This window comes from Sphaerospermopsis sp. FACHB-1194, assembly GCF_014696235.1.
Classification (GTDB): Bacteria; Cyanobacteriota; Cyanobacteriia; order Cyanobacteriales; family Nostocaceae; genus Sphaerospermopsis; species Sphaerospermopsis kisseleviana.
Genome location: NZ_JACJPU010000021.1, coordinates 19,124 through 39,987 on the forward strand (window position 1 = coordinate 19,124; position 20,864 = coordinate 39,987).

Consider the following 20,864-nt stretch of genomic DNA (forward strand, 5'->3'; position numbering starts at 1 on the left):
ACCAAATTATCAACCTAAAATCTATGGCTTTAACCGCACAAGAAATAGAAGCATTAATGCCAGATTGCACCGAACTACTTAGCGATGAACCAGAAATGGAAAGTTCCTTACACTATACACAACTATTAATATTAGTAACTTGTTTAGAATGGTTGTGGAGAGATAGAGAAGATTTTTTCATTGGTGCAAATCTCACCATTTACTATAGCCGACAACAGTTAAAAAATCGAGACTTTAGAGGACCAGACTTTTTTCTTGTAAAAAATACTGAAAAACGTCCTCGTGCTTCCTGGGTAATATGGGAAGAAAACGGCAAATATCCCAATTTAATCATTGAATTACTTTCTGATTCTACAGCCAAAGTAGACAAGGGTTTGAAAAAACAGTTATATGCAAATCAATTTCACACACCTGAATATTTTTGGTTTTCACCTACGACATTAGAATTAGTGGGTTGGCGATTAGCAGGAAGTGAATATGAAAAAATCAACCCTTCTGAAAATGGCTGGTATTGGAGTCAAGAATTAGGATTGTATTTAGGAATTTGGGAAAATAAATTGAGGTATTTTAGCGTTGAAGGAAAATTAATACCCACACCTGAAGAGGCGAATTTAGAAGAAATTAGAAAAGTTGAAATTGAGCGTCAAAAAGTTGAAATTGAACGTCAAAAAGTTGAAATTGAGCGTCAAAGAGCAGATAAAGCTGAGAATAAAGCTGCTATTTTAGCTCAAAAGCTCAGAGAATTAGGTATAGAACCTGATAGTTTGTAATGAAAGTAATCTTTCTCAGTAAATACAGCAGATTACAGATCAATGAGGTACAGAATCAAAATTGAAACCTATACACAAAGCCTGTTTCACTCCTGACTCCTGACTTCTGCTGTATATCCCTGACTTTTCCAAGGAGTTGGGGATATTTGGTATAAATAGGGTTTGCTGAATAAACCTAAAACCTTGATATATCAAAGGTTAGAGGCTGATAAACACAGAAATTAGTGCAAGGGTTTTGAAGGGTATACCGGAAAAAGTGTGCATTTTTTGGGATTTCAAGAGATGGCAAAGAAATTTTCCAATCTCCTCCTGACTCCTGACTCCTGACTCCTGACTCCTATGCCCTCACGGAAAGACTTTCTCAGCAACCCCTAAATACTATTCCTATGGTTCATGAAAAGCTAATTCTGACAAATTGGCTAAAATTAATGCTGACAATCCTATAAAATGCCCGAATATCTTGGCTGTGGTGTGTAGTGGTATTTGAGGATGATCCTATCTATCAAAGACAATTTCACAAAATTGCAAGTCCAGCGTTATTGGGAACTGCTGCAAGTTTTAGTATCCCGAACTTTAAAAGTGCGTTATCGGGGTTCATTCCTTGGTGTTTATTGGTCACTTTTGAACCCATTAATAATGACAGGTTTATACACGGCAATTTTTGGCGTTACTTTTGCATCATATTATGGTAACTCGATCATCAACTATGTCTTAGCAGCATTTACAGGTTTAGTAGTAATTAATTTTTTCTCAGCTTCCACATCTCAAGCGTTGGTGAGTGTAGTTAATAATGGCGCATTATTGAATAAAATTCAGTTACCAGTTAGTGTTTTTCCTGTATCAATGATTGCGTCTAATATATTTCAGTTTTGTGTTGGAGCATTTCCTTTACTAGCATTAATGACTTTAGTTAATGCCAAAAATTTGGTAAATTGTCTAGCGTTAGTATTTCCATTTATAGCATTAATTTTAGTTTCTACAGGAATCGGATTTTTAGTAAGTGCTTTATACGTATTTTTTAGAGATTTACCTTACTTTTACGAATTAATTGTATTTGTTCTGTGGATAAGTAGCCCTGTGTTTTATCCAGCAGCTATTGTACCAAATCAAGTAAAACCATTTTTAAGCTTGAATCCCTTATCACCAATAATTGAAAGTTTGCGTCAAATTACATTATCAGGAACATTGCCAGATTTAGGTTTAATTTGGGGTGCTTTATTGAGTGGTATAATTATTTTATCCTTGGGATTGACTTGTTTTCATATTTGGCGACATCAGTTTATGGATTTATTGTAATGGATTTATTGTAATGGAAGTAATTCGCCTAGATCAAGTGTCACTGTGGAGACGAACACAAGAAGAATTTTCTTACGATTTGAAAAAAACGTTGCTTTCTATCGTAGAAGGTAAATATCGCCAACCTGCCAAAAAATTAGTTTTAAATAATATTGATTTAGTAGTTAATAAAGGAGAAAAACTAGGAATTATTGGTGCGAATGGTTCTGGAAAATCCACACTTTTAAAAATAATTTCGGGTATTCTTAAACCCACAGAGGGAAAAGTGAGAGGTAAAGGAAAAATTGCCCCTTTAATTGAATTAGGAGCAGGTTTTGATCCAGAAATTTCAGTTATGGACAATATTTTACTTTATGGTGTGTTACTGGGATTTTCTAGGATGGAAATGAAAAAAAGAGCGCATTCAATTTTAGAATTTGCAGAATTACAAGATTATGCTTTAGTTCCAGTGAAAGGTTTATCTTCCGGTATGGTAGCAAGATTAGGTTTTGCTATTGCTACAGATGTGCAACCGGATATTTTAATTTTGGATGAAGTTTTATCAGTAGGTGATGAAAGATTTAAGCATAAATGTCAGCAAAGAATTGAAAAATTTTGGGATGCAGATGCAACGGTTTTAGTAGTATCCCATGATTTAGGTTTTATGAAACAGTCTTGTCAAAGAATAATTTGGTTAGACAAAGGAAAAATCAATTTTATAGGTAGTGCGGAACGTGCAGTAGAGTCTTATCTTGCTGGTAAAGTTATTCCAGAATAAATTTAAGTCTACTGATCAGAGTTATTTATCAGGGTGAGTAAGTCGATTTGTATTTGTAATATAGAGCAGATATCATATCAATAAGGATTTTATGAGATATTAGATATTTTGAAGCACAAGGAAAAACAAGATTTATGCAGTTAAATTTTGCAATATGAACTCATTTTTGACCATCGCTACCAAATAATATTACATCATTACTAGGAGGTGTAATGTATAAATTTTTTGATAGTGAAATAAATAAAACCTAGAATCAAAAATAACATAAGAAGCAACAAAATTTAGTGTTAAATAACTATCCAGTATTGCCAGACATAAATAATTGAAGACTTAGGTATAAAAAATAGCATAATCTGGTGAAATAATGTGAAATAAATTTATTTACTCAAGGGAAAAAGCTATTTTTCAAAATCCACAACAACTCAACTATACATTAACATCGTATAAAATATTAACCAAAAATGCACCATTAACAAGAGATATGAATACAGAAACCAGAGTTGGGAATTAAGTGATTATTCTGTTGGCATTTCAACTTCTGGTTTGGCATAACAGTTACTGAAGATTTTTTATTAAGCAACATAAAACAAAGGTCGAGTAAAAATAAACTATGGTTAACCAACTAGAATCACCAGCTATCCTTCACCGTACTCCAAAAGATATAAAAGATATATGTAATAATCATCTGCAAAATATAATTTTTCCTAGAACTGATATTTGTACTGTTGAAGAATTATTTTTTAGAAGTAATTCTCAAGTTTTATTTAACCAAGTTGTATTTAACTATGAAAATCAGATACTAGAGCTAAATCAAGGTGGTATTGTTAGTTTTGACACCTATTTTAATGCTTTTTATGTGGATAGCTGGAAAGAATATACCCAGGTTAGAAATATAAGTGCTAGTGTCAAATTAAAAGGAACTTTTAAAATTAGTGTTTACAATATTGACAGATTAGGTGAGACTAAAACTGTATTATCACAGAAGATTATCAAAAATAACGAAATTGAAGAAATCAAAGTTTTAGAAAACTTCGATATATCCACATCTACAGGAATGATCTACCTGAAAATAGAAGCATTAGAAAATTTGTGTCAAATTAGCGGTGGGTATTTTTCAACTTTGACAGAACCTGTTACCGACGTAAAAATTGCAGTTGTCATTTGTACTTACAAAAGGGAAAACTATGTTTATAAAAACATAAAATTATTGGAAAAATACTTATTAAAACCAAGTATTATTGAAAACAAATTAGAAGTATTTATTATTGACAACGGCAAGACTTTAGAGAAATTTGATAATGATTTAATTCATGTTATACCCAATAAAAATGCCGGAGGAAGCGGTGGTTTTGCTAGAGGAATGCTGGAAGTTTTAAAACAGCAACATAATCAGGAGAATGAATTTTCACATATTATCCTGATGGATGATGATATTCTCTTTGATCCAGAAATATTAGAGAGAGTCTGGAACTTTTTGACATTTTCTAATCAGAAAGATGTCTGTCTTGGTAGCAGTATGTTGAGATTAGATAAAAAATATATACAGCATGAAAAAGGAGCTTATTGGAATAGAAATCAAGGTTTTATTCCTGTTAAACCTAATATGGATTTGAGAAAATTAAAAGAAACTTTATTTAATGAGGTAGATGAATATATTGATTATGCTGGGTGGTGGTTTTTCTGCTTTCCAGTCGATGCTATCAAAGATTATGGTTTACCATATCCTTTCTTTATTAAAATAGATGATGTGGAATTTTGCCGCAGAATCGGTAAAAAAATTATAATTTTGAATGGTATATGTGTTTGGCATGAACCATTTGAAAATAAGAAAAATCCATCCATTGAATACTATTTTTTCAGAAATAGTCTGATTTATCATAGTTTGTACTTTCACAAAGAGTTCAGCAGTATCAAGGCAATTAAATGGTTTTTGAAACCATTATTAAAAGAATTATTCTGTTATAGATATGAAACTGCTGAAAGCATTATTAAAGGTACTGTTGACTTTCTCCAAGGTCCTGATGTTCTAGTTGCTAAAAACCCAGAAGAAAATCATCAAGAGGTTTGTCAGTCTACAGAAAAAACAACTAAAAATCCAGATTTACCATTTGTGTACAAAAAATATCTAGAAAGTAGAGAAAAGAGTGAAAACAAGTTACATAGATTTTTCAGACTTTTAACTCTTAATGGTCATCTTTTACCAAATTGGTTTTTCTTTGCAGATGACACATTAAACGATAAAGGATATTGTATTGTCCCCGCTAGTAATAGTAGACCTTTAAATGCTTTTAGAACTAAAAAGGTTTTGTATTATAATTTGCAAATGCAGGAAGGATTTGTAGTCAAATTTTCCAGAACTAGGTTTTTTAAAGTGCTAATAAATGCACTATGGGTATCCTTGTTAATGTTCATCAAATTACCAAAATTGAAAACTTTATATATCGACTCATTCCTTGAATTTACCAGTCAAGCTTTCTGGGAAAAGTATTTAGAAATAGAAACAAAATAATCAAATTAACTATCACAAGATTATGTACCCTACAATGTTTGATTTTTTGATTGTTGGTGCTGGGTTTGCAGGTTGTACCCTAGCGAATTGTATAGCTACGCGCTTAGATCGCAAAGTTTTAGTGATTGATACCCGCAATCATATTGGAGGTAATGCGTTTGATTTTTACGACAATGCGGGAGTATTGATTCATAAATATGGAGCGCACATTTTCCATACAAATAGTAAAAAAATTATTGATTACCTTTCACAATTTACCCAATGGCGAGTTTATCAGCATGAAGTTTTAGCTAAAGTGGATGGTGATTTATACCCAATTCCTATCAACCTTAATACTATTAACAAACTGTATGGCTTAAATCTCAATAGTCAAGAAATTGCAGAATTTTATGAGCAAGTTAAAGAAAAATATGACAGAATCGAAAACTCAGAACAAGCTGTAGTTGGCAAAGTAGGAACTGATTTATATGAGAAATTCTTTAAAAATTACACTTATAAACAGTGGAATTTGTGGCCTCATGAATTAGATGGTTCAGTGTGCGCTCGTATTCCTGTGAGAACTAATAAAGATAACCGATATTTCGGTGATAAGTATCAACTTATGCCACTATATGGTTTTACAAAAATGTTTGAAAAAATGTTGGATAATCCCAACATTAAAATTATGCTTAATACCAGTTTTCAAGATGTAGAAAAATGGTTGAAGTTTGACCATTTAATTTATACTGGACCCATCGATCAATTTTTTGATTATAAATTTGGTAAACTTCCCTATCGCTCATTGCGTTTTGAATTTGAAACTCATGATATTGAATATTTCCAACCTGTTGCTGTTGTCAACTATCCCAATGATTATGATTTTACAAGGATAGTAGAATCTAAACATATTACTGGACAAAAACATCCAAAAACCACTATTTATTATGAATATCCACAAGCAGAAGGAGATCCTTATTATCCTGTTCCGCGTCCCGAAAATCGTGAATTATTTCAACAGTATAAAAATGCAGCAGATAAGTTAGAAACGGTGACATTTGTAGGCAGATTAGCACAATATCAATATTACAACATGGATCAAGTTATTGCTGCTGCTCTCACGGTTTTTGAAAAAAGAATTAGTCAAATTTATTAGATTTTTATTAGAGATTTTCATCAGGTTACATCCACACTTTACTCACCTTTCCTCACATTTAATCAACAAGAATCAGAGGTAAAATATCGTGATATATACAGCATTCACACAAATAGTACCTAAATCTATTCGTGTATTTATTCGTGATCGAAATATGGGTTTTCAAAAGTTAATTAGTTCCTATGAACGGCTAAAAGTCGAATCCAGAAAAATCAAAAAAATCTATAAGATGTTAAAAACAGAATATCAAGATTTAGCTGCGGTAAATAAATCTGAAAATCTACCATATATCATGAATCAAAAAGCCATTGAACATGATTTTAATAAGGGTAGAGTTGTCATTCAATCAATTTTAGCAGCAGACAAAGAACAATTAAAAAATAGAAATTTTTTGTTAGAAAAAATCAAAGATTATGGTTGTGCATATCAAGGATGGAATCTTTATTCTCCTTATCAACAATATCTGAATGCTTCTGATTATGGTCCATTACAAATCCCTACTGAATTTGCAGATTTTTTAATTTATTGCATTCAAAAACAACCAAGTTCTTTTTTGGAAATTGGGGTAATGTATGGAGGATTTTCTGTTTTTTGTTGTGCGGTTTTATCTAAGTTCAACAAAAGCTTTAAGTATACCTGTGTAGATATAGAAGACAACTTTAGAGATTGGGATTATTTTGCATCTATTTTACCATTAGAAAAAGCCATTCCTGCTACATCTGCTGATTTTATCGGTAAAGAATTTGATGTTGTTTATATTGATGCAGATCATTCCTATCATGGCATGAAAAGAGACTTTTTTAATGTAGGTCGTTATGCAAAAATTTGTGCTTTTCATGATATTAACGCCTCGGAATATGATCACTTAGATGGTGGTACTAGAAGATGTTGGAATGAAATGAAATTATCATACTCTCAGTCATATTCAATTTGGGAAATTAGTCATATTGCTGAAGAATGGATGGGTATTGGAATTATTGATTTTAATAAATGATTTATGCAATAATCTGAAATAAATTATGAACATTACCAAAGTCGCAGCTATCATTGTTACTTGGAACAAAATTAAAGATGTTTGTTTGGTTATTGAAGACACACAAAAACTAGATTTGCATGGGATAAGTCTGGATATTTTTGTTGTTGATAATGCTTCTAATGACGGTACACAAGCTTATCTGGAAGAACATTATCCCGAAATTAAAGTTTTACAAACAGGGGAAAATCTCGGAGGTTCTGGTGGTTTTTCTTATGGAATGAAGTTTGTTAGTAACCTTGATTATGATTATATTTGGTTACTAGATAATGATGTACGTTTACATCATCAAGCTTTACTTCCTTTAGTAGAAACCTTAGAAAAGTATCCAGAGGTAGGGTTAGTAGGTTCTCAAATTAGAAAATTAGAACAACCGGAGATTATTCAAGAAATAGGCGGTTATATTCATGAACCAAAAGCACATTTAAAAACTTATTTTGGTAACTCACCTATTAAATCAACAGCGGAAATTTTAGCAGGTAAACCTTATCTCACAGTAGATATTTGTGCAGCAGCTTCATTATTATTCAGACGGGAAATAATTGAAGAAATCGGAGTATTTGAAAATTACTTTCTGCATTTTGATGATGTGGAATGGTGTTTAAGAGCAAAACAAGCTGGTTGGGTGGTTGCTGCTCATCCAGCGTCTATTATTTGGCATTCTTCACCTGATTTTAAACAACGTCCTTGGATTAGTTATTATGATGAACGTAATCTTTGTTACTGTTGGCAAAAACACAAACCAGAACTATTATTAAAACGTCTGAAATTATTATTGCCAAAATTAATTTATTACTCATTAACTGGGCGTTATTTTTGGGCAGAAATTTATTTACAAGGTTTGACAGATTTCCTTCAAAAAATTAAAGGTAAAATGCCTGATATATTGCCATATCAGGAATATGATTTAGCAACAATTATTCACAATAATAGCAAAATATTGGTGCAATCTTCGATATATCAAAATATCTGTCAATTCCCTCAAGTTACTATTTGGTATCCACCCAAAAGTTTATTATTGAGAATTTACATTTGTTTAGGATCTTGTTTTGTTAAACCTGTAGATTTGGTAATAGTTAGCTGCTATAAACCAGAAATTTTGTATTTCAATTTAGCTAAAAAAGTTTATTTCTTTAGTGGTACTGGTTACATTCAGGTAAATTTGCATTTAATGAATGTGCTGTTTAACAGTCTGCAAGTATTTTATCGGGTATTAAAAATATATTTGCAGATGAGCATTTTGGTAAATAAATCAGTCGGTGCAAAATAACATCTCTCTTCAAAATATTGGAAATACTTGGAAATACTTGGAAATACTTGGAAATAATTGGAAATAATTGCAACTATGTCAAACACAAATTTATTGATATCTATAGTTATTTGTACCGCAGATCGTTCTGCTTCACTCCAAAAAACTCTGGCATCTTTAAATCACATCAATTATAATTCTTTTGAAGTTATTGTGGTAGATTCTTCCGATGATGACAGTACATTAAAAATGATAAATTTACTCAAAAATAATTTAACTTTTAGCATCAAAATTTTAACATCACAACCTAAAAATATTAGTATTTCTAGAAATATAGGAATCCAAAAATCATCAGGAAAGATTATTGCTTTTATAGATGATGATGCTATTCCCCCAACTGACTGGTTAGATAAATTAATATCAACCTATTCTTTATATGGTGATAAATGTGCCGGGGTTGGTGGTACTGTCAGAGATATGACAAAAGCTGGTTATCCTTTACAATATCATCAAGGTATTACCAATCTTATTAGTAATACAATTCCTATTCGTTCAGAAAATGTGATTAACTATAATCAAAAACAGGGTTTTTGGTTTAATGGTTTAATGGGAACTAATTCATCTTACCGTAAAGAATTACTGGAAAAAATTAATGGGTATGATGAATTTTTTGAATATTTTTTAGATGAAACAGATGTTTGTTTGCGTTTAATTCAAGCTGGTTATGAAATACATTATTGTGATACGGTTGTAGATCATTATCCTCAACCTAGTCATAACCGTTATGATCAAAAACATCTAACTTGTTGGTATTCTTTGGCTAAAAACACGACTTATTTTGCCTTAAAACACGCTTGTAAAAAAATTCCTTTGCCGATTTTAATTATACGTTTAGCCTCACTGTTAATTTATCGTTGTTTACTGCGGATTATTAGGCTTAAATTTACCCATCGTCTCAATAATGGGATTTTATGGCAATATATCCAACAAGCTTTTAAAGGTGTGCGTGTTGGTTGGAGTGCTGGTATTGCTTGGCATTACGGAAATAATGAGAAAATTCTTAACAAGAATCATATTAGTTTATAATGGATCAAAGATTGTAACTTATCCAAGTAAAATCTATGGCTTTAACCGCACAAGAAATAGAAGCATTAATGCCAGATTGCACCGAACTACTTAGCGACGAGCCAGAAATGGAAAGCTCTTTACATTATACACAACTATTAATATTAGTAACTTGTTTGGAATGGTTGTGGAGAGATAGAGAAGATTTCTTTATCGGCGCAAATCTTAGCATCTACTATAGCCGGCAACAGTTAAAAAATCGAGACTTTAGAGGACCTGACTTTTTTCTAGTCAAAGACACAGAAAAACGCCCTCGTGCTTCTTGGGTAGTATGGGAAGAAGACGGTAGATATCCCAATTTAATTATTGAATTACTTTCCGATTCTACTGCTAAAGTAGATCGGGGATTAAAAAAAGAGTTGTACCAAAACCGATTTAGAACTCCTGAATATTTTTGGTTTTCGCCTAATACCTTAGAATTGGTAGGGTGGCGATTAACAGACAGTGAATATAAAAGTATTACTCCTTCGGAAAATGGCTGGTATTGGAGTCAGGAATTAGGGTTGTATTTAGGAGTGTTTGAAAGTAGATTAAGGTATTTTAGCGTTGAGGGGCGATTAATACCCACACCTGAAGAAGCAAATTTAGAAGAAATCAGAAAAGCTGAAATTGCTTACAGAAAAGCAGAATCAGAAAAACAAAGGGCTGAATCAGAAAAACAAAAGGCTGAAGCAGAAAAGCAAAGAGCTGAAGCAGAAAAGCAAAGAGCCGAAGCTGAAAAACAAAGAGCCGAAGCTGAAAAACAAAGGGCTGAAGACGCAGAAGCTAAAGCAGCTATTTTAGCTCAGAGGTTAAGAGATTTAGGTATTAATCCTGATAGTTTGTAAATAATTTGTCATTCAATAGATCCCGACTTTTTCTTTTGAGAGAAGTTAGGGATCTATTTTAACGTTCAAGAGGATGGTTATATTTTAGGTTAAATTAATACTGAAAATAGTATACAATGCTCTGGTAAGTTGGCTATAGCCTGTGGTGGTTCTGGAGAATGACCCTATCTATCAAAGAAAATTTCATCAAAAACAATTTAACTTGGTTACAGGTACAGCGCTACTGGGAACTATTGCACGTCTTGGTAGTGCGGACTTTAAAAGTGCGTTATCGGGGTTCAATCCTGGGTGTTTATTGGTCACTGCTGAACCCATTGATCATGACTGGTTTATACACAGCTATTTTTGGTGCTACCTTTTCATCTTACTATGGTAACTCCATCATTAACTACGTATTAGCAGCGTTTACAGGACTGGTGGTAATTAATTTTTTCTCAGCTTCCACATCCCAAGCTTTAGCAAGTGTAGTCGGTAATGGAGCATTATTGAATAAGATTCGGTTGCCAGTCAGTGTTTTCCCTGTTTCTATGGTAGCGGCGAACATATTTCAATTTTCCGTAGGGGCATTTCCACTACTGGCATTGATGACTTTATTTAATGCCAAGAGTTTGGTAAATGTATTAGCATTAGTCTTTCCGTTTCTGGCATTAGTGTTAGTTTCCACTGGTATTGGATTTTTGGTAAGTGCCTTGTACGTCTTCTTTAGAGATTTACCCTACTTTTATGAGTTAGTTGTGTTTGTGATTTGGATCAGTAGCCCTGTCTTTTATCCAGCAGCGATCGTACCACCCCAAGTCAAGCCTTTTCTGAGTTTAAATCCCCTATCGCCTATAATTGAGAGTCTGCGGCAGATTACATTATCAGGTTCTGCACCAGATTTAGGTTTAATATGGGGGGCGTTACTGAGTGGCATAATTATTTTGTCCTTAGGATGGACTTGTTTTCATCTGTGGCGACATCAGTTTATGGATTTATTGTAAATAGACTTGTTTTGTTGATATAACTATTATTTGATACAGCAGTTTCCATTATTATCAGGTACAGATATTAATGATAAAACCCTTGTAGCACAGGCATACTTCGACATAGTTCGACTGCGCACTTCGACTTCGCTCAGTACAAGCTCACTAACCGCTCATTACAAGTCTTGCCTGTTCATAATGTACATCGTGTAGATGGAATATGCTGTAATTGCAGACCATTAGATACGGATAGTTTATAATTAACTTAAAGATAGTAATTTATCCTAAGAAAATCTATGGCTTTAACCGCACAAGAAATAGAAGCATTAATGCCAGATTGCACTCAACTACTAAGCGACGAGCCAGAAATGGAAAGCTCATTACATTATACACAATTATTAATATTAGTAACTTGTTTAGAATGGTTATGGCGTGATAGAGAAGATTTTTTTATTGGTGCAAATCTTAGTATTTACTATAGTCGTCAACAATTAAAAAACCGAGACTTCAGAGGTCCAGACTTTTTTTTAGTCAAAGACACGGAAAAACGTCCGCGCCTGTCTTGGGTAATATGGGAAGAGGATGGTAAATATCCCAATGTAATCATTGAACTACTTTCTGATTCTACAGCGAAAGTAGATAAGGGATTGAAAAAACAGTTGTATCAAAATCAATTCCGCACTCCTGAGTATTTTTGGTTTTCCCCAAATACCTTAGAATTAATGGGATGGCGACTAACAGACAGTGAATATAAAGCTATTACACCATCAGAAAATGACTGGTATTGGAGTCAGGAGATAGGTTTATACTTAGGGGTGTGGGAAGAGAAGTTAAGATATTTTACGGTTGAAGGAAAGTTAGTACCTACACCAGAAGAAGCTAATTTGGAAGAAATTAGAAAAGCTGAAATTGCCCTCCAAAGAGCAGAAATTGAAGAACGAAAAGCTGAAGCTGAACGCAAAAAAGCTGAATCTGAACGCCAAAAGGCTGAAGCTGAACGCCAACGTGCTGATGCAGCAGAGGAGAAAGCAGCTATTTTAGCTCAAAAATTGAGAGAATTAGGTATTGAACCTGATAGTTTGTAAATAGATACGTTATTGAGTGGTATAATTATTTTCTATCGTGGGATAGACTTGTTTTAATTTATAGCGACATCAGTTTATGGATTTATTGTAAATGGAAGTCATTAGACTAGATCAGGTTTGTTTATGGAGGCGTACTCAAGAAGAGTTTTCTTATGATTTAAAGAAAACCATACTATCCATAGTAGAAGGCGAGTATCGCCAGCCCGCTAAAAAATTAGTTTTAGATAATATTGATTTAGTAGTTGACAAAGGTGAAAAAATAGGTATAATTGGTGCTAATGGCTCAGGTAAATCTACGCTTTTAAAGGTAATATCTGGAATTTTGCAACCCACTAGCGGAACAGTTAGAGTACGTGGTCAAGTGGCACCTTTGATTGAACTAGGAGCAGGTTTTGATCCGGAAATTTCAGTGATGGACAATATACTTCTTTATGGTGTATTGTTAGGATTCTCTAGGTCTGAAATGAAAGCAAGATCGCGGTCAATTTTGGAGTTTGCGGAGTTGCAGGATTATGCTTTAGTTCCGGTTAAGGGTTTATCTTCTGGTATGGTGGCAAGGTTGGGGTTTGCTATTGCTACGGATGTGCAGCCAGATGTTTTAATTTTGGATGAGGTGTTATCTGTAGGAGATGAGAGTTTTAAGAATAAGTGTAAGCAAAGAATGGATAGTTTTTGGAATGGGGAAACGACGGTTTTAGTTGTGTCCCATGATTTGGAGTTTGTAAAACACTCTTGTGATAAAGTAGTTTGGATAGAGGGAGGAAAAATAAATTTTATAGGAAGTACAGAAAAGGGTGTAAATTATTATCTTAATAAAAAAGTGATTTGAAAATAACATCATCATACAGGGTAAACACATATAAACATGAAAGTTATGGTTAATCATTGCAAATCATCAGTATTGTTCCAAGAAGAGGAAATTCATAAAAAAACTAGTATTCAGAATTTTATTTTCCCCAAAATTGATATCTGTGCTGTTGATGAGCTATTTTTTAGAACCAACTCTAAAGTCTTATTTAATTATGAAAATCAAACTTTAGAACTAAATAAAGGTGGGTTTGTTAGTTTCGATACATATTTTAATGGCTTTTCTGTGGAAACTTGGAAAAATTATACCAAAATAAAAAGTATTGGTGCTGATCTCGAATTGCAAGGTTCATTCAAGATTAGTACTTGGAATATGGACACATTAGATCAGGATAAAACTTTAGTATCACAGACAATAATAAACAATGCAGACTTTGAAACATTAACAATCCTAGAAACTTTTGATATATCTTCCTATTCTGGAATGATATATATTGGGATTGAAGCTTTAAATAACAATTGTCAAATAAGAGGAGGTTCTTTCTATTCTTATATAGAACCAGAAACTGATATCAAGTTGGCATTAGTTATATGTACATACAAAAGAGAAGAATACATATACAAGAATATTCATTTGCTAAAAAAATATCTATTTAAACAAGACTCGTGGGCAGATAGAATCCAGCTATTCATAATTGATAATGGCAAGACTTTAGAGAAATTTGATAATGATTTAATTCATGTTATACCTAATAAAAATACAGGAGGCAGTGGTGGTTTTGCAAGGGGTATGATTGAAGTTTTAGAGCATCAAGAAAAATTCTCCCATATTTTACTTATGGATGATGACGTTCTATTTGATCCAGAAATAATTAAAAGATTATGGAACTTTATGAGCCTAATCAACCAAAAAAATATCAGCATTGGCGGTAGTATGTTGAGATTGGATAAAAAATATATCCAACATGAAAGAGGGGGATATTGGGATAAAGACAAGGGTTGTATACCCCTGAAGCATAATCTTGATTTAAGAGTTGTAGCCAATATTTTATTCAATGAAATAGAAGAATATTCTGAATATAATGCTTGGTGGTTATATTGTTTTCCTATGGAAAATATCAAAAAATTTGGGCTTCCTTATCCATTTTTTATCAGATTGGATGATGTGGAATTTAATAAAAGAATCCAAAATAAAATGATAAACTTAAATGGAATATGTGTTTGGCATGAACAATTTGAAACCAAGCATAGCCCGGTTACAGAATATTACAACATTAGAAATGGATTAATTTTTAACAGCCTATATCTGGATACAAAAATCAATCTTTTTCTGTATATTAAATGGTTTGTAAAACCTGTAATTAGACATCTATTTTGTTACAAATATGAGACAGCGAATTATATTTTGAAAGCAACTTCAGACTTTCTAGAAGGACCCAATCATTTATTCTCTAAAAATCCACAAGAAGAACATAAGAAACTATCTGTATGTACCGAGAAGGCGACGAGAGATTGTACAAATATATTCATACACAATAAATATATAGAAACTATTACACAAACTGAAAATACATTACATAAGTTTTTCAGAATTTTAACTCTCAATGGACATATTTTACCCTCCTGGTTTTTCTGGAACGATGATAATTTAACAGATAAGGGCTATAAAATTGTACCTTCTTGGAATGGTAAACCTCTAAACGTTTTTAGAGCTAGGAAAGTTCTTTATTATAATTTGCAAACAAAAGAAGGATTTGTCGTTCAATTTTCTAGAATACGCTTTTTTCAAGTTCTATTCTATGCTATCTGGTTAGCTGTATTAATGTTTTTAAAATTACCTAAATTAAAAAGGCTTTATTTAGATATGTTTCCTGAATTTATTAGCCAATCTTTTTGGGAAAAGTATTTAGAAATAGAAAAATCAATTAATAACAAAAACCATGTCTAATAAGATGTTTGATTTTTTGATTGTTGGTGCTGGTTTTGCCGGTTGTACTTTAGCAAATTGTATAGCTACACAGCTAGATCGCAAAGTTTTAGTTATAGACACCCGCAATCATATTGGTGGTAATGCTTACGATTATTATGATAACGCTGGAGTCTTAATCCATCGGTATGGAGCGCATATTTTTCATACTAATAGTAAGAAAATAATTGATTACCTATGCAAGTTCACTGAGTGGAGAGTTTATCAACATGAAGTTCTTGCTAGGTTAGATGGTGATATTTACCCAATTCCCCTTAACCTGAATACTATTAATAAACTTTATGGTCTAAATCTTAATAGTCAAGAAGTTGAAGATTTTTATGAACAAGTTAGAGAAAAATATGACAGAGTTGAAAACTCTGAACAAGCTGTTGTGGGTAAAGTAGGGCGAGATTTATATGAAAAATTCTTTAAAAACTACACTTATAAACAGTGGAATTTGTGGCCTCATGAATTAGATGCTTCTGTGTGCGCTCGTATTCCTGTGAGAACTAATAAAGATAACCGCTATTTTGGTGATAAATATCAACTTATGCCATTACACGGTTTTACTAAAATGTTTGAAAAAATGTTGGATCACCCTAATATTAAATTCATGCTAAATACCAGCTTTCAAGAAGTTGAAAAATGGCTGAAGTTTGACCATTTAATATATACAGGACCCATAGATCAGTTTTTTGACTATAAATTTGGTAAACTTCCTTATCGTTCATTACGTTTTGAGTTTGAGACTCACGACACAGAATATTTTCAACAAGTTGCAGTAGTTAACTATCCCAACGATTATGACTTTACAAGAATAGTTGAGTCCAAACATATAACTGGACAAAAACACCCCAAAACTACAATTTATTACGAATACCCGCAAGCAGAAGGAGATCCCTATTACCCCGTACCACGCCCAGAAAATCGTGAGTTATTCCAACAGTATAAAGATGAAGCCGAGAAATTGCAAACTGTTACGTTTGTTGGTAGATTAGCACAATATCAGTATTACAACATGGATCAAGTTGTTGCTGCTGCCCTAACTGTATTTGAGAACAAAATTAGTAAACTTTATTAATTGTATTAATTGATGACAAAAAGAATGGAGACTACAACAGACGAAAATATTACTTGAGAGGAAAAATTTTGTTGTTTATTAGGTCTAGATTAAATGTCTCACAACGCAGTAGCGACTGTTATCGTTACTTGGAACAAAAAAAATGATGTTTGTAATTTAATTAAAGATATTACTAACTTAAATCTAAGCGGTATAAATCTTGATATTTTCGTAGTTGATAATGATTCCCATGACGGTACACAGGAACACATTGAAAAAAATTATCCTTATATCAAAGTGTTACAAACAGGAGAAAATATAGGTGGTTCTGGAGGGTTTTCTTATGGACTAAATTTTGTCAGTCAACTAGAATTAGAATATGATTATATTTGGCTTCTGGACAATGATGTTCGTTTAGACAGCGAAGCTTTACTTCCTTTGGTGGAAATATTAGAAAATTATGCTGAAGTTGGTTTAGTAGGTTCTCAAATTAGAAAATTAGAACAGCCTCAAATTATTCAAGAAATAGGTGGTTTTATTTATCAAAAAAAAGCTCATTTAAAAACTAATTTTGGTAATTATCAACTTATTGGAAATGAGCAAATATTAGCAGGAAAACCTTACATTAATGTTGATATTTGTGCTGCTGCATCATTATTAGTGCGTCGTGAAGTTGTACAGCAAATAGGAGTATTTGAAAATTATTTTCTGCATTTTGATGATGTGGAATGGTGCTTGCGAGCAAAAAAAGCTGGTTGGGTAGTAGCAGCACATCCAGCATCAATTGTTTGGCATTCTTCACCTGATTTTAAACAACGTCCTTGGATTAGTTATTATGATGAGCGTAACTTGTGCTATTGCTGGCAGAAACATCATCCTGAACTTTTATTAAAAAGAATCAGAGTGTTGCTACCTAAATTAATCTACTATTCCTTAACAGGGAGATTTTTCTGGGTAGAAATTTATTTACAAGGACTCGAAGATTTTTTTAAAGGAATCCAGGGTAAAATGCCAGGTTTACTTCCTTATAAAGAATATTCTTTAGCACAAGTTATTGATCAATCTTCATTAGTTTTAGTACAATCTAGTATTTATCAAGAAATATCTCAAAGTATAAGTTTAAAAGAGATGGAAATAAATCAGAAAATTACATTTTGGCATAAACCGAAAAATATATTACATCAGATTTATATTTACTTAGTATCTTGTATGTTTAAACAAGTTGATGTTGCCATAATAAATTGTCATATTCCAGACGTTTATGCACTCAATTTAGCTAAGAAAATCTATATTTTTACAGGTAGTGGTTATGTTCAGGTAAAATGGGGGTTCATCAATTCGTTGTGTAAAAGTTTAATAGTCTTTTATAAAATGTTGAAAGTATATTTACGTATGATAAGTTTAATAAAAAATCCCACTTCATAAGAATAATTAGATAAACAAAGGTGAAAAAATATTTATGTTAGCAGAAGATATTTTAATATCTATAGTTATATGTACTACTGATCGTGCAGATTCTTTGCAAAGAACTATAGATTCCTTAAACCAGATCCACTATTCCTATTTTGAAGTTATTGTAGTAGATTCTTCATCTACGAATCACACGTTAGATATGCTAAGAAAAATAAAAAATAACTTGAATTTTGATATTAAAATTTTCACATCAGAAAAGAAAAATATTAGTATATCCCGGAATATAGGTATCAAAAATTCTCTAGGATCAATTATTGCTTTCATAGATGATGATGCTATTCCACCTCCTGACTGGATAGAACAACTGCTAAAAACTTATTCTTTACATGGTGATAAATGTGCTGGGGTTGGTGGTACAGTCAGAGACATGACAAAACCAGGTTATCCCTTACAATACCATCGAGGTATCAGTAATATTATTAGTAATACAATTCCTATTCGTTCAGAAGATGCTGTTAATTATAACCAAACCCAAGGTTTTTGGTATAACTGTTTGATGGGTGCAAATTCATCTTATCGCAAAGATGTATTAGATGCAATAAACGGCTATGACGAATTTTTTGAATATTTTTTAGATGAAACTGATGTTTGTTTACGCATTATTCAAGCTGGTTATAAAATTCATTACTGTGATGTAATTGTAGATCATTACCCTCAACCTAGCCATAATCGTCAAGATCAAAAACATCTTACCTGTTGGTACGCCTTAGCTAAAAATACTACCTATTTTGCCCTAAAACACGCATTTAAAAAAATCCCTTTCCCTATCCTCATAATTCGTCTCACACTACTCCTAATTTATCGTTGTTTACTCAGAATTCTTCGTTTAAAATTTACACATCATCTATCAAATGAAATTTTATGGAAATATATTCAAGAATCTATACAAGGTATCTGTATAGGTTGGAATGCTGGTATGGCTTTGCATAAATTCAAAATTAGGGATAATTCAGACAATAAGCAAATTAATGAACATAGTCAATAACTCATCATCTCATCTATTAACTATCAACTTATCAATTATTTTCTCCCAACCAACCGGCATCAGCAACTATGCTTTAAATCTGTTACCATATTTAAAACATCTCCAACCTACCCTATTAACAGCGCAAAATTACCCTGAATTCAACTGCTACACCATCCCCAACAATCTTACACCCGCTGACGGTATTAAGGGACATTTAAACCGTCTCATCTGGACACAATTCCAACTACCCAAAATATACACAAACCTTAAATCTACCCTGCTATTCTCCCCCATCCCTGAAGCACCACTATACAAAAACTGTCGCTTTATCGTCATGTCACACGACATGATCCCATTACGCTTTCCCAAACCCTTTTCACCTCTAACACCATATCACCGTTACTATACCCCCCAAGTCCTCAACCAAGCACAACATATTATTTGTAACTCTGAAGCAACAGCTAACGATATCACCAAATTTTACCAAATCTCAAGTAATAAAATAACACCAATTCCCCTAGCGTGCGATCGCTCTCATTTCCAATTTCTCAACCTCCCCACTAAAAACTATTTCTTATACATCGGCCGTCAACATCCTTATAAAAATTTACAACGTTTAATAACTGCATTTTCCATACTTTCTAACAGAAATGACTATGAACTATGGTTAGTTGGACCAACAGATAAACGTTACACCCCATTATTAGAAAAACAAGTTCAAGAATTAGAAATAAATCATTTAGTCAAATTCCTTAACTACGTACCTTACAACGAATTACCAACCATTATAAATCAAGCACTTGCTTTAGTTTTCCCCAGTTTGTGGGAAGGTTTTGGTTTACCAGTATTAGAAGCAATGGCCTGTGGTACTCCAGTTATCACTTCTAATATTTCCTCCCTTCCAGAAGTTACAGGAGATGCGGCAATTTTAATTAATCCCTATAACATACAAGAAATTACAGCAGCAATGCAAACTATTATTAATGATGCAGAAACTAGAAAAAAACTTTCAGAACAAGGGATAAAAAGAGCAGATCAATTTAGTTGGGAAAAAACAGGAATGGCTACAGTTGAAATATTAAAGCAATATATTTAGGATGAGTTTAAAAATTTCCAGAAAATACTCAAAGCATAATTTATTGCCGATGATTCGGAAATATGTAATACTAAAAGTAAGAAAATTCTTACCTGACAATAAAAATATGAAAATCACATCCAAAGGACAAGTAACTATTCCCGTAGAAATACGAGAAAGATTGGGATTAACACCCAACACAGAAGTAGAATTTGAAATCATCGGAGATGCAGTTTACATAAAAAAATCCAAAATTAAACCCACTCCCGGTAAAAATCTGATAGAAATAATGCGAGGTAAAGCTACAGTCCAAATGACCACCGATGAAATTATGGCACTAACGAGACAAGATTAATGAAAGAAATACTGGTTGATAGCAACATAATTCTCGATATTGTCACAGAAGATCCAAATTGTTTTGAGTGGTCATCTAATAAATTAACTGAATATGCTGAACAAACTCAACTAAATATTAACCCCATTATTTATGCAGAAATTTCCATTGGTTTTCAAAAAATTGAAGAATTAGAAGCTGTATTACCTCTCAATGTTTTTCATCGTTTAGAATTACCTTGGGAAGCAGCATTTTTAGCTGGAAAATGCTTTGCCAAATATCGTCAACAAGGAGGAACTAAAAGATCACCTTTACCCGACTTTTATATAGGCGCTCATGCTGCAATTGCAAATATGATACTTTTAACTAGAGATGTCAATCGTTACCGTACATATTTCCCAACTTTAGAAATTATAGCTCCATGATCTGAATAG

At 32.6% G+C, this 20,864-nt stretch carries 19 protein-coding genes; all 19 read left to right on the forward strand.

Features of this window, described 5'->3' with window-relative positions; genetic code table 11:
* Positions 1-23: 23 nt before the first annotated feature.
* The 19 genes from H6F45_RS13665 (at position 24) to H6F45_RS13755 (ending at position 20,855) form a co-directional block, all read left to right on the forward strand.
* Complete coding sequence (locus H6F45_RS13665) at positions 24-770, forward strand: Uma2 family endonuclease (protein ID WP_137667685.1); 747 nt, start codon at positions 24-26, stop codon at positions 768-770.
* Positions 771-1,259: 489 nt separating this feature from the next.
* Positions 1,260-2,066: an ABC transporter permease gene (locus H6F45_RS13670; protein ID WP_096567908.1), complete on the forward strand. Its 807-nt coding sequence runs from the start codon at positions 1,260-1,262 to the stop codon at positions 2,064-2,066.
* Between the two features lie 13 nt (positions 2,067-2,079).
* Positions 2,080-2,823, forward strand: coding sequence for an ABC transporter ATP-binding protein (locus H6F45_RS13675; protein ID WP_096567910.1), 744 nt, complete (start codon positions 2,080-2,082; stop codon positions 2,821-2,823).
* A 610-nt stretch (positions 2,824-3,433) separates the two neighbouring features.
* A complete protein-coding gene (locus H6F45_RS13680; RefSeq protein ID WP_190347439.1) occupies positions 3,434-5,332 on the forward strand; it encodes a glycosyltransferase in 1,899 nt (632 codons plus the stop codon).
* Between the two features lie 22 nt (positions 5,333-5,354).
* Positions 5,355-6,464, forward strand: a complete 1,110-nt coding sequence (gene glf, locus H6F45_RS13685) for a UDP-galactopyranose mutase (RefSeq protein WP_190347440.1) — start codon at positions 5,355-5,357, stop codon at positions 6,462-6,464.
* An 88-nt stretch (positions 6,465-6,552) separates the two neighbouring features.
* Positions 6,553-7,458 carry a class I SAM-dependent methyltransferase gene (locus H6F45_RS13690; RefSeq protein ID WP_190347441.1) on the forward strand — a complete coding sequence of 302 codons (906 nt, stop codon included), beginning with the start codon at positions 6,553-6,555 and terminating at the stop codon, positions 7,456-7,458.
* A 25-nt stretch (positions 7,459-7,483) separates the two neighbouring features.
* On the forward strand, positions 7,484-8,767 hold the full coding sequence (locus H6F45_RS13695) for a glycosyltransferase family 2 protein (protein ID WP_190347442.1): 1,284 nt from the start codon (positions 7,484-7,486) through the stop codon (positions 8,765-8,767).
* Between the two features lie 75 nt (positions 8,768-8,842).
* Positions 8,843-9,832, forward strand: a complete 990-nt coding sequence (locus tag H6F45_RS13700) for a glycosyltransferase (protein WP_137668391.1) — start codon at positions 8,843-8,845, stop codon at positions 9,830-9,832.
* Positions 9,833-9,867: 35 nt separating this feature from the next.
* On the forward strand, positions 9,868-10,698 hold the full coding sequence (locus tag H6F45_RS13705; RefSeq protein ID WP_190347443.1) for a Uma2 family endonuclease: 831 nt from the start codon (positions 9,868-9,870) through the stop codon (positions 10,696-10,698).
* A 158-nt stretch (positions 10,699-10,856) separates the two neighbouring features.
* Positions 10,857-11,678: an ABC transporter permease gene (locus H6F45_RS13710; RefSeq protein ID WP_137668389.1), complete on the forward strand. Its 822-nt coding sequence runs from the start codon at positions 10,857-10,859 to the stop codon at positions 11,676-11,678.
* 278 nt (positions 11,679-11,956) lie between these two features.
* On the forward strand, positions 11,957-12,745 hold the full coding sequence (locus H6F45_RS13715) for a Uma2 family endonuclease (protein ID WP_190347444.1): 789 nt from the start codon (positions 11,957-11,959) through the stop codon (positions 12,743-12,745).
* Positions 12,746-12,836: 91 nt separating this feature from the next.
* Entirely contained in the window at positions 12,837-13,574 is a 738-nt protein-coding gene (locus H6F45_RS13720) for an ABC transporter ATP-binding protein (protein WP_190347445.1), read from the forward strand.
* Between the two features lie 36 nt (positions 13,575-13,610).
* On the forward strand, positions 13,611-15,500 hold the full coding sequence (locus H6F45_RS13725) for a glycosyltransferase (protein ID WP_242052619.1): 1,890 nt from the start codon (positions 13,611-13,613) through the stop codon (positions 15,498-15,500).
* Complete coding sequence (glf, locus tag H6F45_RS13730) at positions 15,493-16,602, forward strand: UDP-galactopyranose mutase (RefSeq protein ID WP_190347446.1); 1,110 nt, start codon at positions 15,493-15,495, stop codon at positions 16,600-16,602. The genes H6F45_RS13725 and glf (H6F45_RS13730) overlap by 8 nt, the downstream gene beginning before the upstream one ends.
* 93 nt (positions 16,603-16,695) lie before the next feature.
* Positions 16,696-18,006 carry a glycosyltransferase family 2 protein gene (locus H6F45_RS13735; protein WP_190347447.1) on the forward strand — a complete coding sequence of 437 codons (1,311 nt, stop codon included), beginning with the start codon at positions 16,696-16,698 and terminating at the stop codon, positions 18,004-18,006.
* A gap of 34 nt (positions 18,007-18,040) precedes the next feature.
* Positions 18,041-19,039, forward strand: a complete 999-nt coding sequence (locus H6F45_RS13740; RefSeq protein ID WP_190347448.1) for a glycosyltransferase family 2 protein — start codon at positions 18,041-18,043, stop codon at positions 19,037-19,039.
* On the forward strand, positions 19,023-20,117 hold the full coding sequence (locus H6F45_RS13745) for a glycosyltransferase family 1 protein (RefSeq protein ID WP_190347449.1): 1,095 nt from the start codon (positions 19,023-19,025) through the stop codon (positions 20,115-20,117). Before H6F45_RS13740 ends, H6F45_RS13745 begins: the two co-directional genes overlap by 17 nt.
* 106 nt (positions 20,118-20,223) lie before the next feature.
* Entirely contained in the window at positions 20,224-20,451 is a 228-nt protein-coding gene (locus tag H6F45_RS13750; protein ID WP_096572674.1) for an AbrB/MazE/SpoVT family DNA-binding domain-containing protein, read from the forward strand.
* Entirely contained in the window at positions 20,451-20,855 is a 405-nt protein-coding gene (locus H6F45_RS13755) for a type II toxin-antitoxin system VapC family toxin (RefSeq protein ID WP_096567934.1), read from the forward strand. Before H6F45_RS13750 ends, H6F45_RS13755 begins: the two co-directional genes overlap by 1 nt.
* The last annotated feature ends 9 nt before the right edge of the window (positions 20,856-20,864 follow it).

Excerpts from the sequence above, each read along its gene's own strand:
- H6F45_RS13700 (WP_137668391.1), top strand. The coding sequence starts at position 8,843 with ATGTCAAACACAAATTTATTGATATCTATAGTTATTTGTACCGCAGAT.
- H6F45_RS13670 (WP_096567908.1), top strand. The coding sequence starts at position 1,260 with ATGATCCTATCTATCAAAGACAATTTCACAAAATTGCAAGTCCAGCGT.
- H6F45_RS13750 (WP_096572674.1), top strand. The coding sequence starts at position 20,224 with ATGAAAATCACATCCAAAGGACAAGTAACTATTCCCGTAGAAATACGA.
- glf (WP_190347440.1), top strand. The coding sequence starts at position 5,355 with ATGTACCCTACAATGTTTGATTTTTTGATTGTTGGTGCTGGGTTTGCA.
- H6F45_RS13725 (WP_242052619.1), top strand. The coding sequence starts at position 13,611 with ATGAAAGTTATGGTTAATCATTGCAAATCATCAGTATTGTTCCAAGAA.
- H6F45_RS13710 (WP_137668389.1), top strand. The coding sequence starts at position 10,857 with ATGACCCTATCTATCAAAGAAAATTTCATCAAAAACAATTTAACTTGG.
- glf (WP_190347446.1), top strand. The coding sequence starts at position 15,493 with ATGTCTAATAAGATGTTTGATTTTTTGATTGTTGGTGCTGGTTTTGCC.
- H6F45_RS13755 (WP_096567934.1), top strand. The coding sequence starts at position 20,451 with ATGAAAGAAATACTGGTTGATAGCAACATAATTCTCGATATTGTCACA.
- H6F45_RS13705 (WP_190347443.1), top strand. The coding sequence starts at position 9,868 with ATGGCTTTAACCGCACAAGAAATAGAAGCATTAATGCCAGATTGCACC.
- H6F45_RS13680 (WP_190347439.1), top strand. The coding sequence starts at position 3,434 with ATGGTTAACCAACTAGAATCACCAGCTATCCTTCACCGTACTCCAAAA.
- H6F45_RS13740 (WP_190347448.1), top strand. The coding sequence starts at position 18,041 with ATGTTAGCAGAAGATATTTTAATATCTATAGTTATATGTACTACTGAT.
- H6F45_RS13735 (WP_190347447.1), top strand. The coding sequence starts at position 16,696 with ATGTCTCACAACGCAGTAGCGACTGTTATCGTTACTTGGAACAAAAAA.
- H6F45_RS13675 (WP_096567910.1), top strand. The coding sequence starts at position 2,080 with ATGGAAGTAATTCGCCTAGATCAAGTGTCACTGTGGAGACGAACACAA.
- H6F45_RS13665 (WP_137667685.1), top strand. The coding sequence starts at position 24 with ATGGCTTTAACCGCACAAGAAATAGAAGCATTAATGCCAGATTGCACC.
- H6F45_RS13745 (WP_190347449.1), top strand. The coding sequence starts at position 19,023 with ATGAACATAGTCAATAACTCATCATCTCATCTATTAACTATCAACTTA.
- H6F45_RS13695 (WP_190347442.1), top strand. The coding sequence starts at position 7,484 with ATGAACATTACCAAAGTCGCAGCTATCATTGTTACTTGGAACAAAATT.
- H6F45_RS13720 (WP_190347445.1), top strand. The coding sequence starts at position 12,837 with ATGGAAGTCATTAGACTAGATCAGGTTTGTTTATGGAGGCGTACTCAA.
- H6F45_RS13715 (WP_190347444.1), top strand. The coding sequence starts at position 11,957 with ATGGCTTTAACCGCACAAGAAATAGAAGCATTAATGCCAGATTGCACT.